Origin of the sequence: Dictyobacter alpinus (assembly GCF_003967575.1) — a bacterium.
Lineage (GTDB): Bacteria > Chloroflexota > Ktedonobacteria > Ktedonobacterales > Ktedonobacteraceae > Dictyobacter > Dictyobacter alpinus.
Genome location: NZ_BIFT01000002.1, coordinates 1,440,778 through 1,457,586 on the forward strand (window position 1 = coordinate 1,440,778; position 16,809 = coordinate 1,457,586).

Annotated in this window: 14 protein-coding genes; 5 read left to right on the forward strand and 9 right to left on the reverse strand. The window is 46.1% G+C overall.

Annotation, left to right across the window (positions count from 1 at the left end; all coding sequences use genetic code 11):
* Window positions 1-4 precede the first annotated feature (4 nt).
* Complete coding sequence (locus tag EL633_RS28265) at window positions 5-589, reverse strand: RNA polymerase sigma factor (RefSeq protein ID WP_161982499.1); 585 nt, start codon at window positions 587-589, stop codon at window positions 5-7.
* A 223-nt stretch (window positions 590-812) separates the two neighbouring features.
* Between EL633_RS28265 and EL633_RS28270 the strand changes: the two genes are divergently transcribed.
* Entirely contained in the window at window positions 813-1,007 is a 195-nt protein-coding gene (locus tag EL633_RS28270; RefSeq protein ID WP_126630582.1) for a hypothetical protein, read from the forward strand.
* Between the two features lie 38 nt (window positions 1,008-1,045).
* Here EL633_RS28270 and EL633_RS28275 read toward each other — a convergent pair whose 3' ends face one another.
* Together EL633_RS28275 and EL633_RS28280 are read right to left on the reverse strand one after the other, a co-directional pair.
* Window positions 1,046-1,270 (reverse strand): hypothetical protein, encoded by a 225-nt coding sequence (locus tag EL633_RS28275; protein ID WP_126630583.1) that lies wholly within the window; start codon window positions 1,268-1,270, stop codon window positions 1,046-1,048.
* A 566-nt stretch (window positions 1,271-1,836) separates the two neighbouring features.
* Window positions 1,837-2,709: a hypothetical protein gene (locus tag EL633_RS28280; protein ID WP_126630584.1), complete on the reverse strand. Its 873-nt coding sequence runs from the start codon at window positions 2,707-2,709 to the stop codon at window positions 1,837-1,839.
* Between the two features lie 245 nt (window positions 2,710-2,954).
* On the opposite strand from EL633_RS28280, the gene EL633_RS28285 reads away from it, so the two are divergent.
* Complete coding sequence (locus EL633_RS28285) at window positions 2,955-3,869, forward strand: EamA family transporter (RefSeq protein ID WP_126630585.1); 915 nt, start codon at window positions 2,955-2,957, stop codon at window positions 3,867-3,869.
* A gap of 57 nt (window positions 3,870-3,926) precedes the next feature.
* Here the strand turns inward: EL633_RS28285 and EL633_RS28290 are convergent, their stop codons facing one another.
* The gene (locus tag EL633_RS28290; RefSeq protein WP_126630586.1) at window positions 3,927-5,417 is read right to left on the reverse strand and encodes a cytochrome P450; all 1,491 of its coding nucleotides are present in this window, start codon (window positions 5,415-5,417) and stop codon (window positions 3,927-3,929) included.
* 251 nt (window positions 5,418-5,668) lie between these two features.
* Between EL633_RS28290 and EL633_RS28295 the strand changes: the two genes are divergently transcribed.
* Window positions 5,669-6,649, forward strand: coding sequence for a hypothetical protein (locus tag EL633_RS28295; protein WP_218027600.1), 981 nt, complete (start codon window positions 5,669-5,671; stop codon window positions 6,647-6,649).
* A 75-nt stretch (window positions 6,650-6,724) separates the two neighbouring features.
* Here the strand turns inward: EL633_RS28295 and EL633_RS28300 are convergent, their stop codons facing one another.
* Window positions 6,725-8,245: an alpha,alpha-trehalose-phosphate synthase (UDP-forming) gene (locus tag EL633_RS28300; RefSeq protein ID WP_126630588.1), complete on the reverse strand. Its 1,521-nt coding sequence runs from the start codon at window positions 8,243-8,245 to the stop codon at window positions 6,725-6,727.
* Between the two features lie 268 nt (window positions 8,246-8,513).
* Window positions 8,514-8,732 carry a hypothetical protein gene (locus tag EL633_RS28305; protein WP_126630589.1) on the reverse strand — a complete coding sequence of 73 codons (219 nt, stop codon included), beginning with the start codon at window positions 8,730-8,732 and terminating at the stop codon, window positions 8,514-8,516.
* Between the two features lie 687 nt (window positions 8,733-9,419).
* Here EL633_RS28305 and EL633_RS28310 point away from each other — a divergent pair.
* Window positions 9,420-10,631, forward strand: coding sequence for an MFS transporter (locus EL633_RS28310; protein ID WP_126630590.1), 1,212 nt, complete (start codon window positions 9,420-9,422; stop codon window positions 10,629-10,631).
* An 80-nt stretch (window positions 10,632-10,711) separates the two neighbouring features.
* Here the strand turns inward: EL633_RS28310 and EL633_RS28315 are convergent, their stop codons facing one another.
* From EL633_RS28315 to EL633_RS28320, 3 genes are all read right to left on the reverse strand, one after another.
* On the reverse strand, window positions 10,712-11,032 hold the full coding sequence (locus tag EL633_RS28315) for an RNHCP domain-containing protein (protein WP_246039341.1): 321 nt from the start codon (window positions 11,030-11,032) through the stop codon (window positions 10,712-10,714).
* Window positions 10,948-11,292, reverse strand: coding sequence for a hypothetical protein (locus EL633_RS37710; protein ID WP_246039348.1), 345 nt, complete (start codon window positions 11,290-11,292; stop codon window positions 10,948-10,950). The genes EL633_RS28315 and EL633_RS37710 overlap by 85 nt, the downstream gene beginning before the upstream one ends.
* 786 nt (window positions 11,293-12,078) lie before the next feature.
* A complete protein-coding gene (locus EL633_RS28320) occupies window positions 12,079-13,716 on the reverse strand; it encodes a peptide ABC transporter substrate-binding protein (RefSeq protein ID WP_246039281.1) in 1,638 nt (545 codons plus the stop codon).
* A gap of 265 nt (window positions 13,717-13,981) precedes the next feature.
* Between EL633_RS28320 and EL633_RS28325 the strand changes: the two genes are divergently transcribed.
* Complete coding sequence (locus EL633_RS28325; protein ID WP_161982500.1) at window positions 13,982-16,807, forward strand: winged helix-turn-helix domain-containing protein; 2,826 nt, start codon at window positions 13,982-13,984, stop codon at window positions 16,805-16,807.
* Window positions 16,808-16,809: the final 2 nt, after the last annotated feature.

Below are 16,809 nucleotides of genomic sequence, written 5' to 3' on the forward strand. Positions count from 1 at the left end.
CTACTTACCCTACCATGTTCACCCGCATTTGCAATGTCTTTCTTAACTGCTGAATACCGCGGCGTACATATACTTTTACTGTACCAAGTGGCTGATTAAGTACATCAGCCACTTCTTGCAAGCTTAACTCTTCAAAATAATAGAGACTTACAACCGCCTGATACTGGCGTGGCAGACCAGCCACCAGAGCCTCTAGCTCCTGTCGGCGCTCTGCCTGCTCAAAGATCTCTTCAGGATTAACGCCGTTCTCATCATCGATTTCCAGCCCCTCATGCTCAAGCTTCTCACCTAAAGCTATAGATAAACCTTGCTGCTCTGGCGAACGACTAATAAAATTATAATAGAGATTCCAGGTAATCTTATAGAGCCATGCACGTGCTTTTAAGTCCTGGCGTTGTCGAATCGAGTAACGCTCAAGTGCTACATACGCTCGAATAAATACTTCCTGCACCAAATCTTCTGCATCCAGTGGATTACCGATACGTGATGCTGCAAACACCTTTAATTGCTGCCAATAGAGTGCAACCAGCTTTTCATAATAAGCATCCACGTCATCAGCAAACTGAGCCAGGCTCTTTTCAGCACTCACATCCATAACACTCCAGCGTGTTCTTTCTATAGGAGAAAACACAATACTATACTTTCTGGTTACACTATCCGCTTCAAAAAGGGAGATCTGAATGCAATAAAGATAAAAATCCCTCCCACAGAAACGGTAGAGCCTACTACTAATACGAAGCGTCAAGATGAAAAAGCTACAAACGGTAACAGGTTAAACTGCACCAGCATTGAGCCTCAGGCAGGGAAATGCCATGGCAAATCACGATCCGTATATGCTTTGTGGCGTAATGAAGGATATGTGCAAAACAGAAAAAAGAGAAATCAATAAAAAGTGGCTGCGAGCCAGCCCGTATCTAGTGAGAAAACTTAAAATCACAGCAATAATGGAAATGCTCGCAGCCATTCTACAGAAGACGATTTCATCGACCCCACTTGCTCAAATTTAGCCTAAGATCAGACGTAAAAAAGGAACTGCACACAGCGCCTAAAATCCTTCAGCCACAGGATCTGAGTATTGGGGTGTTCCCCAATAAACCAGTTTGCCACCAATACGCATCAGTAGAATGCCAGTTTTTCTCAGCATTAATCTGGGACCTCGCTTCCACGAAAATCGTCTGGAGGAGGCAGCCAGTGTTCGCCTTTCACTTGCTTCTTTCATAAGCGCACGCAAGTACATCCATGAGACGATCTGATTATTATATGAAAACATATAAACGAGCTTCTCCTTGTTATAGATGCAAATGACATAATTTGTACGGTTGTCCTATCGAATCAGCCCTAAAACAATGCCCTTCAGAACAACGAACCGCCCATATCCACGATCCTGCCACGCACTTCACTCCAATGAAAGACATGAATATGGTATATCACGATCTATAACTAGAACAGGTCTCAAATTACTTTTGTTACTCTACTAATCACAAGACGATCCATACCATAAATATTGGACAGATAAAAAGCAATACATGGGTATATGTTTAGCATCATCTGCAAATTTTGCTATCTGCTTTCCCTGCTTCGCAGGGCATAAAATTGTCGTGTGATAGGGCTGAAAATTGTCGGGCTGCAGCCCGACAATTTTCAGCCCTATCACACGACAAACCTGGTTACTTGAGGGTGATGCTAGCTAACGCCATGTGCCAGTTTCCACATATTCACTCTTGTTGAGGAGGAACATGGTGAGGCGTCCGCGGACGCCTCACCATGTTCCTCCTCAACAAGAAGCGAGCGCTGTAAGCGCGAGGTGTGAGGGATAAAATTTGCACATGCCGTTAGCTAATTTTTTGCGCCATGCCTTTTGATGACGCGTTCATTCGCGGCCATAATCTTTGCTTGCTCTTCAACTTCTGCCACAACCTGATAGCCACTATAGAGATAGGGCTGAATAAAAAAATCCTGTGCCAGCAAATGATGGATGCCATAATGCGGGTGGCGATGATGGATATCGCAAAGGACCATAATATTATCCTCTGAATCGATAAACTCTTCGAGGGTCTGATGATCTTTAATCTGTGGGAAGGTAACCCGTAGCTTTTTGGGATCGCACGCATTCAGCAGACTACGCTCAATCGGATAATGATGCGTCTCAATATCTTTGGCGTGAAAAGGATTCTCTCCTGGATCTTTTAGCGTTGATTTACGCACGCCACAAATCGCACAGGGAGTATCCAATTTATTGACAAGACGATTATGGGTACGAATATAAATAGGAGTGGACTCGCGAGGGGGATGAGGTGGGGTCATTTCAATCTCGGCCACATCAAAAGAAGTGGCATGGACATGGGTCAGGGTTTCGACCACCTCATCACCAACTTGCTCAATTTTGGTAACCTTGATGTCTTCCGTCACCTTCTTCTGACGGCTAGCAGTATGAGCACCTCGCTGCGTATCCACTTTTACATCCTTCACAATATCCTCGTGGATATGGGTCGCTTTATTCCCTTTGCTCGAATGCTGAACCTTATCTACCTTAATCTCTTCTTTGACATGCTCATAGATATGTGACTTCGCATGGTGGGCAGCCTGAGGCGTCAAACTCAGATGATCAAGTCCTGGTATAGCTTTGAGAAGCTTATTAAAACGTAGTGGTCCAAACATAGAGTTCTCTCCCAATAGATTATTTTGCCATATACTCAGTTCAGGTGACATGTTGTAATTTCATTCATCATAAAATGGAAAAAGCCCTGTGTCAATTCAAAATAGAGCTCATCCACAAAAGTACTTCATCTATGATGGCACTCCACTTCTCTCTCCATTGCCTCCCGCGGTCAGGCGGAAATGATTATGCCATACGAAAATTTCACTATCATCCGGTAAGAAAAATCTATAAGGAAGAGTTCCAATGATGTGTGATAATAGGGATAGCGTTTATAGAGTCTATATAAGAGGAAACCATGCAAGAAAATTCATCATCATTGTCTGAAACGTCATCTGTAGCGAAAAATAAACATCTATCAACAAAAATAGTCAATAATATTCCACCACAAATCTTTGCGTTGCTGGCAATGGTCTCGGTCCAGATGGGAGCCTCGGTTGGAAAAAGTCTATTTCAGGTTATCGGACCATTGGGCACAACATTTTTACGCCTTGGCTTCGCAGCCATCTTCTTCATGCTGCTGTGGCGACCCAATATTCGCCAATTAACACGTAAGAATGTCTTTTTAGTGGTTTCCTTTGGTATCGCTATCGCTTGTATGAATAGTGCCTTTTACATCGCCATTGATCGGATCCCACTGGGAATCGCGGTGACACTTGAGTTCGTGGGTCCATTAGGCGTTGCAATCATTCAGTCCAGACGGTTAAAAGATGTACTCTGGGTTGTGCTGGCTGCGGCTGGCATTCTCCTACTGGCACCACTGGGATCAAAGATGGAGATAGATCTAATTGGAGTTGCATGCGCATTGATCGCAGGTATCTTCTGGGGGTTGTATATTATCTTTAATGTGCAGATCGGTCGCGCGTTCGCGGGTGGACAAGGATTGGCACTATCGATGGTTGTGGCAGCCTTGCTTAGTACTCCAATTGGCATTATCAGTGGAGGAGCAGCAGTTTTCGCGCCTCAGAACTTATTAAGCGGCCTGGGAGTCTCTGTCCTCTCCACCATGATTCCTTTTACCTTGGAACTTGAGGCGCTCCGACGCTTACCATCACGCGTCTTTGGTATCTTTATGAGTGTTGAGCCAGGTATAGCGACCATCATAGGCTTTCTGGTACTGCATGAAGTGATTACGTTCCGTGAGATCATGGCCATTCTATTGATCATTACCGCTTCAATTGGAACCTCGCTGGAAGGCAAAACCAAGCACTGATACGCACAAACCCATGGGCATATTCTAGCGGGATATGCCCATGGGCCAATCTTTTTTTTATAGCCGAAAGAAGCTCAGCCAATCGAATAAAGCCGTACGGCACCCTTTACGATCACTCAAATCGTGCATCGATGAAACAAGAACACGGCGCTCGGCAGCACTAGCCTCGTCTCGGGTCGGTACTGGCATTAAGCGAGCTTTGAGATTGTGCTTTGGGCGTAAAGTAATTACAGGATTAAAGCCGGGTTGAAATCCCGCAGGCATCTCTGGCTGAAAACGCTGCATAACCATCGCCAGAATCAGCCGTCCTTCCAGTTGGGCGAGCGGCATCCCAATACAGGTACGCGGACCACCGCCAAAAGGAAAGTAGGCACCTGGAGGAACCTGCTGTCCATGTTCAGGATCCCAGCGTTCCGGTCGAAAGACCAATGGATCTTTCCAGATCTCTGGCAGACGATGCATGATCCATTGACTCATCATGACACGCGTACCGGCCGGAAAACGCACACCATCCAGTTCAAATTCATCAACGGCAAAGCGGCCCTGAATCCAGGCAGGTGGATAGAGGCGCATTGATTCGCTCAAGACCCAATCGGTATAGGTCAACTTTGGTATATCTTCCAGAGTGGGAGGACGATCTCCTAACACGGTACGCAACTCTTCCTGTAATTTCGCCCGTATATGAGGATGCTCGGAAAGCAAATAAAAAGTCCAGGCTAACGAAATCGCCGTCGTCTCATGGCCAGCGGCAATAAAAGTCAATATGTGATCATGGATCTGCTTATCAGAAAGCAATTGACCGGGAACAACTCCATCTTCAGTCTTCAACAGGAGTGAAAGCACATCATTGCGCTCAGTAGGATCGCTCCGCCGCTCGGCAATCAATGTATAAATGGACATATTCAACTTGCGCATAGCAGACAGGCGCTTACCATAAGCGGTCACAGGATTATCAATGCGTAGATTAAACACGGTATCCAGAATACCAGCCTGGCTTCCAATCATATCATCAAACGTTTTGCCCAGGGCCTCCAATTGGGAGGCAAAGTCTACCCCAAACAAACATTTACCAATAATACGTAACGTCAACTCCTGCATACTTTGTGTCAGGTCCACGCTATCCCCGATATGCCAGGAGGATATTGCCTCTTGCGTATATTGCATGATTGCGGAAGCATAACCCTCAACCTGTTTCTTATGGAAGGCAGGCTGTACCGCACGGCGCTGCTGGCGATGTTTCTCCCCATCGATTGTCAGCAAGCCCTCGCTGGCCGTGGTTTCATCCGGTTGGGAAATTTCACGTGAGGTAAAATTGCGTGGGTGCTCAACCAGCACATAACGCACATACTCAGGTTTAAAAAGGAAGACCAGCGGCACACGTCCCAGATAAACGGTAGCCATATCTCCATATGTACGCTGAAGGTGCTGCAGATAACCGAGCGGGTCCTGCCGAAAAGACAACATGTTCCCAATCACAGGCCATGGACGGGGTCCTGGAGGAAGTGATGGTGTGATGTTGTCTGTTGTATCTTGAGCTACTGTTGTCATGAAAATTCTCTCTTCCAACTCTCAATGCACATACTCAACCGACTACCTTCTATCATAGAATATTAGCGGTTAATTAAACAACTATGCACGCTATCAACGTCCATGCTCGATAAATATCCGGTAAATCCTTTCGCTTTCCCCTGGAAAAATAACCACAGGCATACGTATAATAATATGAGCAGATATGAATACATATATATTTAACTCCGCAATGAAGCGGAGTTCAGAGCTATGCTAAAGGAACGGGCATCATGACGGATCATATTATCTTTATCCACGGAGTTAATACACGAGAAACGAAAGTAGAACCGACCTATGCGGATAATCTCATTCATCTATTGCTACACAAAAATGAAGCACAGAACACACAACTCGATCTAAATATGATTCCGCTCTACTGGGGGGATGTCACCCAAAAAGACGAAGCGATGCTACTGGATATATATCAGCGCTCTCCACTCTGGAAAAAGATGAACTTTACCGGTATCCGTGGCAATCAACTTTTACAGTTTACCGGCGATGGCGCCCTCTTTATTAGCCGCTATGCGGGCGTAAGGGTAATCGAGCAGTTACGCCAGCAAACGATAGCCGGGCTATACAAAAATGGTTTACATGGTATAAAGCCAGGCGATCGACTCCACCTGGTGACCCATAGTATGGGTACGGTTATTCTCTTTGATGCACTTTTTAGTGCCCGCTGGGATCCCGAAAAGACTTCTGACTATCAGGGAGTTCAGCAGATTCGCCAGGCTATCTTTGGCTTAAGCGCGCCCATGGAGGCAGGTCTGCCACTGTGCAGTATTCATACAATGGGCTCGCCGATCAGCCTGTATAGCTTGATCATGGTAAAAAATAGTAATGGTGTAGATGACTCGATACCAAACACACACGATATTACACCAAAATTCCAACAACTCCTGACAGCATTACACAGCGTATTAAAGCGCAAAATTCCCTGGCGCAACTATATCCATCCAGGCGATCCTGTCGCCTATCCACTTGAAGATTTGTTGTATATGATGATTGATCAATCCAGACAACTGCTCGATGTCAAAGATGTGCTGACACAGGAACCGGGCCTACTCGATCCATTCCTGAATAACGCTTCTCTGGGAGAGTTAGCCGAGATCGCTCTGTTTGGTGGCAGGGCCCATAACAGCTATTGGAATAATGATCTGGTTGCCAGTGAAATTTTTGAGGTGGTACAAAAATCGGCCCTGGCCATCTCTTGATACAAGATAAAGTCGTGCTCTCGTTGTATTGAGAGCACGACTTTGCACTGCGAGTTCAATCAGGCCGGGCCAGCCTTAGCGTGTTTTCAGTAAGTTATTGACATCATCAATCTGCTGGGCAATCCAGGTACTTAGATCGTTGTGTTCAACTTCCTGACGCGCACTCTCGGCCAGTCTTTTGCGTTCACTGGCTGGCAACGTCAAGGCCTGATAGAGCGCTTCGGCCGTCTCATTACTATTGGATGGAGAGATAGCAATGGCAGCATTCTCTAATTGTTGGAAAGCTCCACTGGTACGCGAAAGCACCAGTACACCATCAGTGGTATTCACTGCGGCCCCTTCCTTTGCCACTAGATTCATACCATCAATCAATGAATTAACCAGCAAGACATTGTAAAACTGTAATGCGGCCAAGGCAGCAATACGATCATTCTGAATAAAAGAATGAATCGGCGTCCAATCTTTCCGTCCATACTTGCTATTGATATCTTCAATCGCCTTCATGGTTTCGTCCTGATACTTACGATAGAGCGGCAAAGATTGGCGCGAAGGAACCAGAAAAGCCAGAAAGGTAATCTGTCCATGCAGATCAGGATGTTGTTCGAGCAGCGTATCATACGCCTGGAAACCCTGGACGATATTTTTCGTGGGCTCAATACGATCCACACGCATAAGCGTGTATTTATTCAGGAACGGCTTGATATTTTCAGTAGCACGCTTGCCAGCTACCCCTTGTAACAGGTGCCGTTCATCGGAGACTGAGATCGAGATAGGATAATCACGAACAAAGGTCTTATGGCCTTCAAAAACCACAAAACGCTCGTCCATATCGACTTCAGCATCCTCAAAAAACGCACGCACACCATTAAGGAAATTCTGTGCATCTCCGCGTGTCTGGAAACCAAGAATATCGTTACCCAGTAACCCTTGATGGATCTCCTTCGTCATCTCAGTTGGTAATGATGAAGCCCAATAGCGATTTTCAGGCCAGGGAATATGAATAAATTGCTGCATTGCCACCGAGGGATGGCGCTTACGAATCATAGCCGAAGCCAGATAAAGATGATAATCATGCAGCATCACCAACGCCTTAGAATCTTTACTCTCAATTTCAGCGGATACTGCATCAGCAATGGCCTGATTGACTTTATAGTAGCCCTTCTCCCAGGCATCTTGCATCTGCTGCGAAGTAAAAACCCCGTTTGCCTGGTCCAATAAATAGTGTTGGGTAAACCATAAGACACGATTACTCATCATGTCATAGTGCTTACGATACGTAGCTTTGGGCACGGTAACATAGCGTAACCGCACATTAATATCGCGGATCGGAGATGGCATCACACCATCTTCAGCATCTTTTAATGCCTCGCGATCACCCTCAGTCATTGCCAGCGCTACCCAGGTAGCATTAACGGCACTAACAGTACTGGTCAGTGCCGTTACCACTCCACCCGAACCACGCCGGGACTTGACGGTACCTTCTTTCGTTTTAAAATATTCAACAGGTCCGCGATTCGTCGCGATGATAAGCCGATCAGCATCTATAGATAATTGATTTTTTTCATGTTGTGGATTTTTCTTTGTAGCTGTAGGCATAGCCAATCCCCACCTTCTAGTGACACCAAATTCTTGTCCTTATTCTTTCACGTATCACATATATAAAATGTAACACACAAGTAAAAGAAAGATCATTATAAAGATCACAGCGTTTATTATACAAAAAATAGCTAAAGAAAAGCATAGTATTCTTGCAATATTTTTGTATGAAAAACATTAAGTGCATATTAAAAGAAACATGTTTCTTTTAATATGCACTTAATGTTTTCTAATAGATAGAAAGGATAAAAGACAATCTATCTTCTCTTTAACCACCATCCTCCATAAGAGAAACCACGCGCCTGCGCCGCGGCACATTCGAGGTTTCTTGTATATGCACAACTTTTGGCTGACCTACTTCCCCATAAAAGCGTTGCACCTTAATGGCAAAAAAGGTCACAAAACAAAAAAGGACGCTCCCGCAACCGGCCTCCCAGTAAGCATTAATGGTATTTAATGCCTGGATGGTCGTATCCTCTGAAGGCATCTGGGAATAGCTGCTGTGCGTGAATGGAAAAAGCAAGATGAGGACGCAAATGAATGGAAATAAACTGAGCAGCATCAAACCCTTGTGCTTTAAGCCTACAGGACTTTGCCAGAGCTTAACAATAAAAATGATCACAAATAAGACCGCTTCACTTGCAACGATATAGCGTACCACGTACAACATATGATTAAGCTGAAGTGTACACACTATAACAATTGAACAGGCGAGAATAAGTAGGATTAAAAAATTATCCTTTTTGAACATCCTGGACGACCTTCCGCTCTGTACTTGAGTTACACATGACTTTTGAGTATTATACATCCTTACTATACGTTTTGTCTTGTCTATCGCTTCTCACTTTTGGTATATCCATCTGGCAAAATAAAATCTGTAGCCGTTCCAGAGCGAGCAAAGGGTATTCTCCTTTATTGACTCCATAAGGGAAATCATGTAGGCTAAGATTGTATTTGAAGCTGGCGCATATCAGGATCGTTGCACTTGCACGTAATCGGGCGCTACGCGCGCCTTTAATTTTGTTGTTTTTGAGAAGCCATAATGCGCAAATGCGCATTATGGCTTCTCAAAAACAACAAAATTAATAAAAGACTAAACATAAAAAACAGTAATTTGGTGCGTTGTTAGTGCAAAAATTCAGGTGGAGCAGGTATTTTTAGAGAAGGAACGTTAATGAAACTCTTCCGTGCATTCTCAAATCGATCTTTTGTGTTGCTCTGGACAGGACAGATCATTTCCCGACTAGGTGACAGCCTGCACACTATCGCGTTAGCCTGGTGGGTATTAGAGAAAACCGGCTCTGCGGCAGCGATGGGAACTGTATTGATCTGCTCTACAATTCCGATGCTGATTTGCCTTCTCATTGGGGGTGTGGCGGTAGATAGATTACCTCGGGTCAGCCTGATGCTTACATCGGACCTGATACGTGGGGGTATAGTGCTCCTGATCGCCTTCTTATCATTCCAGCAACGGCTAGAACTATGGCAGATCTTTGTGATGAGCGCCCTGTTTGGGACGATACAGGCATTCTTCTATCCTGCCTATACAGCATTGGTGCCTGACCTGGTACCAGTTGAGATGCTCTCAAGTGCCAACTCGCTGAGAAGTATCAGCGTTAAAGCAGCTGGACTTATCGGTCCCGCCATCGCGGCTACCATTATTGCCATAGGTGGCACCTCGCTGGCATTTGCAGTGGATGCATTGACCTTTCTCATTTCAGCTATCTGCATAATCATGCTTCCACGCGTGCCGGTGCTGACACAGCCAATGGAAAAAGAAAATGGAGTAGTGCAAGATATAGGGAAAGGGATCAGCACTGTCCTGAACTCGCCCTGGCTCTGGGTTACACTGGTAGTTGCCAGTGTCAGTACCATCTTTCTGGATGGTCCGGCCGAGGCGGCCCTACCTTTGCTAATAAAGCAGCGCTTTGGTGTACAGGTGGGTCTTTATGCCTTGCTCAACTCACTATCAGCGCTGGGTTCTATCATAGCCGCACTCGGGCTGGGCCATTTAAAACGGCTACATAAGCGGGGACTGCTCACATATGGGGCATGGATGCTGGCCAGCCTGATGCTACTGGTCATGGGACTACCTCTACCGGTGGCTGCCATAAGCCTGGCCTTCTTTATCCAGGGTGCCTCCATCACGACCCTGGGATTAGCGTGGATAAATAGCTTGCAAGAATTTGTACCCGCCAATCTACTAGGACGCGTGGCCAGTATTGATATGTTGGTATCCTCAGGACTTGTCCCTATTGGCTATGGATTGGCTGGTATTGCCGCCGATCGTATCGGGGCGGCACCAATCTTTATCATCGGTGGCTCAGTCGCCACGACAGTCATCGCACTCGGCTTACTACATCCTACCGTCCGTGCAGTAGATTAATATATTCGTAATAACTACCACAAATGGCTATGCATTCTTTTCTGAAGCAAGAAGAATGCATAGCCATTAAAGTGAAGTAGCTACTCGCTCTCCACTATTTCAGTACTTTCAAACCACTGCTGAAGCTCCTGCCGCTTCATATCCTGACTGGTACGTGCTGGCACAAGCGGTAAAGCCAGTACCAGATCAAAGTTGTCATCGCCTGCGATGCGATTGAAACGTTCAAAATCACAGCCCAGGCAACGATGTACCAACACATACTCGCCATTTGGGCGCTGGAAGTAACCAATAGGGGCCATCCTTGAGCCACACTCATTTAAACGGTCGCCTTTACTGGTGTCCACATGACGGGAGTAGAGACAGAACGGACAGTGGTTCCGGTGATAGCCTCCATAAGGCAACGGACCAATGAAGCGGCGACAATTTCGACACTTAAACACATCTTCTGTGGAGCGGCTATGCCGATGCTGACGTGCTGTTTTATGTGTGGCATACTCGGAATAGGAATTATATGCATCTTTGCGTGTTCTGCGCAATGGTAGTCCTCATCTCTTTTATAAGCAAAAGGTGAATGGTAGGTTGTTCGCCAGAGCGCCATCCCTGCCTGTAATGCAGTCATTGCGATGGCGCAAAAAGAAAAGAGGACCGAATGTATTGTCATATAAGTACCCATGGAAATAACTTCCCTTCTAGTCTAGAGCCTTATTTAGGCTATAAGAAAATGACGAGTGTGTCCTGTTGCAGGTTATGCAGACAAATTCTGGCTGCAGACATGCTGTTATAAGGCACAGGAAAAATGTGATGTAAGGAGTGCACATGGAGAGGTTTGTGGAAGGGTATGATAAGGGTATTTGCTGTTGGATATTTCCTTTGTGAGTACACGAAGAAAATATCACATGCTAAATAAGCAGGTGGAACAACCTGCAAAGCTAATCACGCTGTACCGGGGTACTCGTATGTAATAGTTACATAGAATACTCTGACTGTACAGGTTTCTCTAGCTATTTAGCGCTTACCCGCCACAAACATGATCGAGAGGACTTGCATAAAAAAAGACCTTCCTAGAAGTGAATTTCTTTTTTTAGTATACTGAGCCATAGATAAGTTGTCAAGCTTTTTTGGATGGATATCAGGGCTTTTTCATGTTCCTTTTTGGCGCCTGCGGCGCCGAGTTAGGCAGGCGTGGAGTGTATGTGGTGCGCGGCTGCAGCCGCGCACCACATACACTCCACGCCTGAAATAATGGACATCTGATCGCTTGCTCGTGATCACTCTGCGATCTCTGGGCAAACATGAAAAAGCCCTGGATGGCTACCAGGGCTTTTTCATGTTCCTTTTTGGCGCCTGCGGCGCCGGGTTGGGCAGGTGTAGAGTGTATGGTGGGCGACCGTGGCCGCCCACCATACACTCTACACCTGAATAAGGTCTATTTCAGCGCTTGCGCTGGCTATTTGGTCATATAGATGTCGGACCAGTCGCCAAAGTAGAGGCCGTTGCTGTTGAGGGTTAAGCCGTGAACTTTATCGGGGATGATGGCCGCTTGAGATTGGTGGTCAATTGGCAACCAGCCGACGTTGTCGATGGCGATGCGCTCGGCTTTGGCATATAGGGCCAGACGAGCATCACCGGAGGTCTGTTCGGCCTGGGCGACTGTTTTGTCGAACTCTGGATTGCTCCAGTTACCATTATTGTTCGCTGAGGTTGACAGTAAGCTGAGATCCAACCATTCATAAGGATCTGGAAAGTAGACGCCCCACTGCGTAAAGCCAAACTGCACTGTACGCTTGGTTGTGGCCGCATTATAGGTCGTCAATTCCATACCGTTCAACTTAACCTTGACTCCCAGATTCTCCTGCCACATCTGCTGCAACGCTTCTGCCAGTTCAGGCGGAACCTGAGAAGAAGGATAGGAGAAAGAAATGGGTGGAACTTTACTGAGATCAGGATAGGCAGATTTCATGAGAGATTTAGCTTTAGCTGGATCAAAAGGGATACCAGGGTAGTCAGCCTGCGCTCCAGGCATACCTGGAGGTATGATCGTGCTGGCGGGGGTCACAGTATCATGGAAAACTACCTTTGCCAGCGTCTTTTTATCGATGGCAGCGGCAAAGGCCTGACGCACTGCAGCTTTATCAAAAGGCGCGGTCTTATTATTAAAAAAGAGGAGATCACTCTCTAGTACGGGTTTACGTACAAAGCCAGGTATGTTCTGAGCCTGCAGTTGATCCGTTGAGCTAATGCCCCAGGTAAAGTCAAACTGACCAGCCTGATATGACTTGAAGGCGGTTGGGATCTGACGCAAAAAGGACATCTGTACTTCTTTGAGTCTGGTCTTTTTACCATAGTAGTGAGGATTGGGAACAAAAGTCATTTTTGCTGCATGCTGCCAGGATTTCACGACAAATGGGCCGGTACCAATGGCACTACCAGCTACGTTATTGACCCAATCGGCCTGTCCATATTTTTCGATCACTTTTTGATTAAGTGGATAGAAAAGCGAGACCGTCAGTACCTGTAGAAAGTAAGAGGTTGGTCGTACAAGATTAACCTGTAAGGTGTGGTCATCCAGGGCTTTAACACCGCTAAGTGTTTTGCTTTTACCAGTGATGACATCATTTGCGCCTACAATCGCCTCTTCCAACACTGGTGCATTAGGAGATTTCACCTCTGGTAATAGCGCACGCGTCCAGGTATACACATAAGACTGGGCGGTGACGGGAGTACCATCAGAGAAGGTTACGTCAGAGCGCAGGTGAAAGGTGTAGACTTTATTATCTTTCGACACGTCCCATGAATTTGCCTGATCAGGCAACACACGCAAATCTTTGTCGTGCTTGACCAGACCGGTCAGGATCATGTTAATGGCCAGATTTGAATTTGAGTCCGGACCACTGGCCGGATCAAGCTTACCAATATCGGCAGTTCCTACGTTAGGAAAACGCAGAACTTGATTTGCATCAGGAGTGGTGCTTCCTTTGTCAGGTGTACTTGTTGATCCACCACAGGCACTAAGCACTATTGTGAACACAGCCAATAAAAACAAAAATATCGAATGCGGACGATTTTTCCGCAATGAGGACATCATGCAGACGCTCTCTTTCTACTACTTAACAAACCGGAATATTCAAGACAATCAATCAGTTATGCAAAAGACAGTGTAATATAAAACACAAAAAATGCTGGTATTATTCCAGCTTTTACTAGCCTTATCCTGCACCTCACGTTGCTTTGTGTCAGTATAGAAATGTCCTGACATGTGTGAAAAGAAAATTATAGAAGCTGATAACTGTGCTATAATATAAGTTCATATAAATAGTAAATGACTTCTCATGCTTGAAGATGGAGAAATAATGTCCAGGCGAAGCACCCACAACCAGCATGCTGCATCTCAAACCTCCTCAACTCAACATATCGCCGGCATGGACACACAGTCAATGACGCTTGTACAAACAAAACTTCAGCTTCCACATCTTCCTTTACGAACAATCAAACGAGATCAGTTGTGGAAACATCTTGATGCGTCCATGGATTATAAGATAAGTCTTGTGTCTACACCGGCAGGATTTGGTAAGACCACGCTGGTCAGTCAATGGATTACCGCTCGTAATGCTACGACCGCCTGGGTAACCTTAGATACTGATGATAATGATCCACTGCGCTTCTGGCGCTATCTCATCGCTGCCTGTCAGAGGTTTCTACCAGAATCAGAGGCAACAGCCCTATCTTTATCTTTACTCTCCCCGACCATAGCCACACCTTTTACGTTCCCTACACTGGAAAATGTGGTGACAAGCTTGCTGAACGAATTGATGCAACTGAATCAACAGGCCATTCTGGTGCTTGATGATTATGCCGTGATCACAGAAAACATCATCCATAAAACACTGACTACCTTCCTTGAGCGCTTGCCACCGGCTATCCATGTCATACTCATCTCACGTAGCGAACCACCATTACCATTATTACGCTGGCGAGCCAGGGGCGAGATCTACGACCTGAATACAACCGACCTGCGCTTCTCAAGGGAAGAGATAGCAACTTTTTTTGAGCAAGAACTGACTTTATCCCTTTCAGTTCAGGCGCTCCAACATCTGGACACGCTCCTCGAAGGGTGGGCGGCTGGACTTCGACTCATCGCCTTAAACTTACGCAACAAACACTCTGTACAAGAAGTCGAACAATATATCCTCAATTTAAGCGCAGAACAACGCTCTATTCAGGCTTATTTTGTCGATGAGATACTCGCTTCCCAGCCAGAAGCGGCACAATCATTCCTGCTACAGACAAGCATTTTGAGTCGTTTATCTGCCTCTTTAGTTGACGATGTAATGGATAGAAGTGATAGCGCTACGCTTATCACCAGCCTGGAACTAGCAGGATTATTTATAGAAGTACTTGATATACCAACAGAAGTAGAACGCTGGTACCGCTATTCAAGCTTATTTACCGAGGTACTACAACACGAAGCCCGCCATCGTCTGGGTGAAGATACACTAAAAAAGCTAGCGAGTAAAGCCAGCCAGTGGTTTGAAGAGCATAATATGCATATCCAGGCTGTCGAGATGGCCTTACAGGCTCAAGATGGTGAACGTGTCGCACAATTAATGGAAGAGAGCATTCTCACAACTCATTCCAACACAAGCGAAAAAATTTATACTGCTACCGATTTCCACGATTTCTGTCGTTGCCTGGAGCTCTTGCCCGAAGAGGTACTGGCCAGGCATCCACACCTCTGCTTTAGTTATGCAAATGCCCGGCTCTATACATACGTACTGGGTGAAGTGCCTTTGACGGCTGAAAACATGCAGCGGCTCGAACGCTGCCTGGATATGGCTGAGGCAAGTTGGCGTAGTTCTAATAATACTATTCACCTGGGTGAGGTGCTGGCCTTCCGAGCCCTCATCACGCAACAGTATGGATATATGGAAAAAGCACTGCAACTGGCCAAACAAGCTTTAGACTACTTACCAATAGAACAGTCTCAATGGTATATGGCTTGTCGGGGAGTATTGGGTGCGGGACTGATAAGTACAGGTCAGTTACACGAGGCCCGGCAACTCTTTCAACACCGAATGTCCATTAATAATCGTGCCTTTACACGGCCAGGCGTCATTTTGTTCAGTAAGATCTGCATAGAGCAGGCTGAATTCCGCCAGGCTACAGCCTCTCTGGAACAAATTCTGATTGAGGCACGAGAAGACAAGGATCGGGATGACATAGCCGATGCGCAATTAGGGCTGGCTAAAATTTCATATGCACAAAATGCACTCGCAACGGCACAGCAACAAGCACAAGAAGCGTTAGAATTAGCCAGACAATTGGTCCATGAAGAAGCTATCATCCACGCAGAAATGGTCCTGGTAGCCATCCAACATGCTCACGGTACAACGGTAGCAGCGCTCCAGCAACTTATGCATAAACTGGCATGGGTTAAACCCAATGGCATCCCAATGCGTAGCCAATTTTTTTACGAAATACTCGCCGCCCAGGCTCAACTGCAATTGGCGTCAGGCGATCTCGTGGCCGTCGAACGCTGGGTTCAGAGCCGCAAAGATTATGCCGAAAGCTTGCCTCGTGTACAGCAAGAAAAAGAGGAGTTCCTGATGGCTCGCTGGTTCATTTCACAAAAGCAAGCACAAGACGCACTGGAACTCCTCACCCCGATACTGGATGCAGCTAAACAGGCTGGTCGTATTCGCAACAGTCTGGAATGCCAGTTAATGATGGCTCAGGCACATGCCATGCTCAAACAACAGCAAACAGCCAGGAGTCTGTTACTAGAGGTTGTAGCCCACGCCGGTCCAGAAAATTATCAACGTCTATTTCTGGATCAAGGTCCAGCTATGGTCGCACTGCTACAAGCGCTCCTACCTCATATCCAGGCAACCCACCAGAGTGTCTTTGTCAAAAAAGTATTACGGGCATTCTCAAACCCAGGCTCAATCAATAACACATCATCATCAGTCCTTATTGAAGCACTCAGTCCCCAGGAACAACGTGTGCTGCGTTTACTGGTGAGTGGGCGCAAAAATCCAGAGATTGCGGCTGAACTGGTTGTCTCGACAAATACTGTTAAGACCCATATTCAAAATATTTATCGGAAACTCAACGTTGAAAACCGTGTTGAAGCCAGTGAGGTTGCTCGCCAGCTAAACTTGCTTCAAGAGTTCTCCTAGAA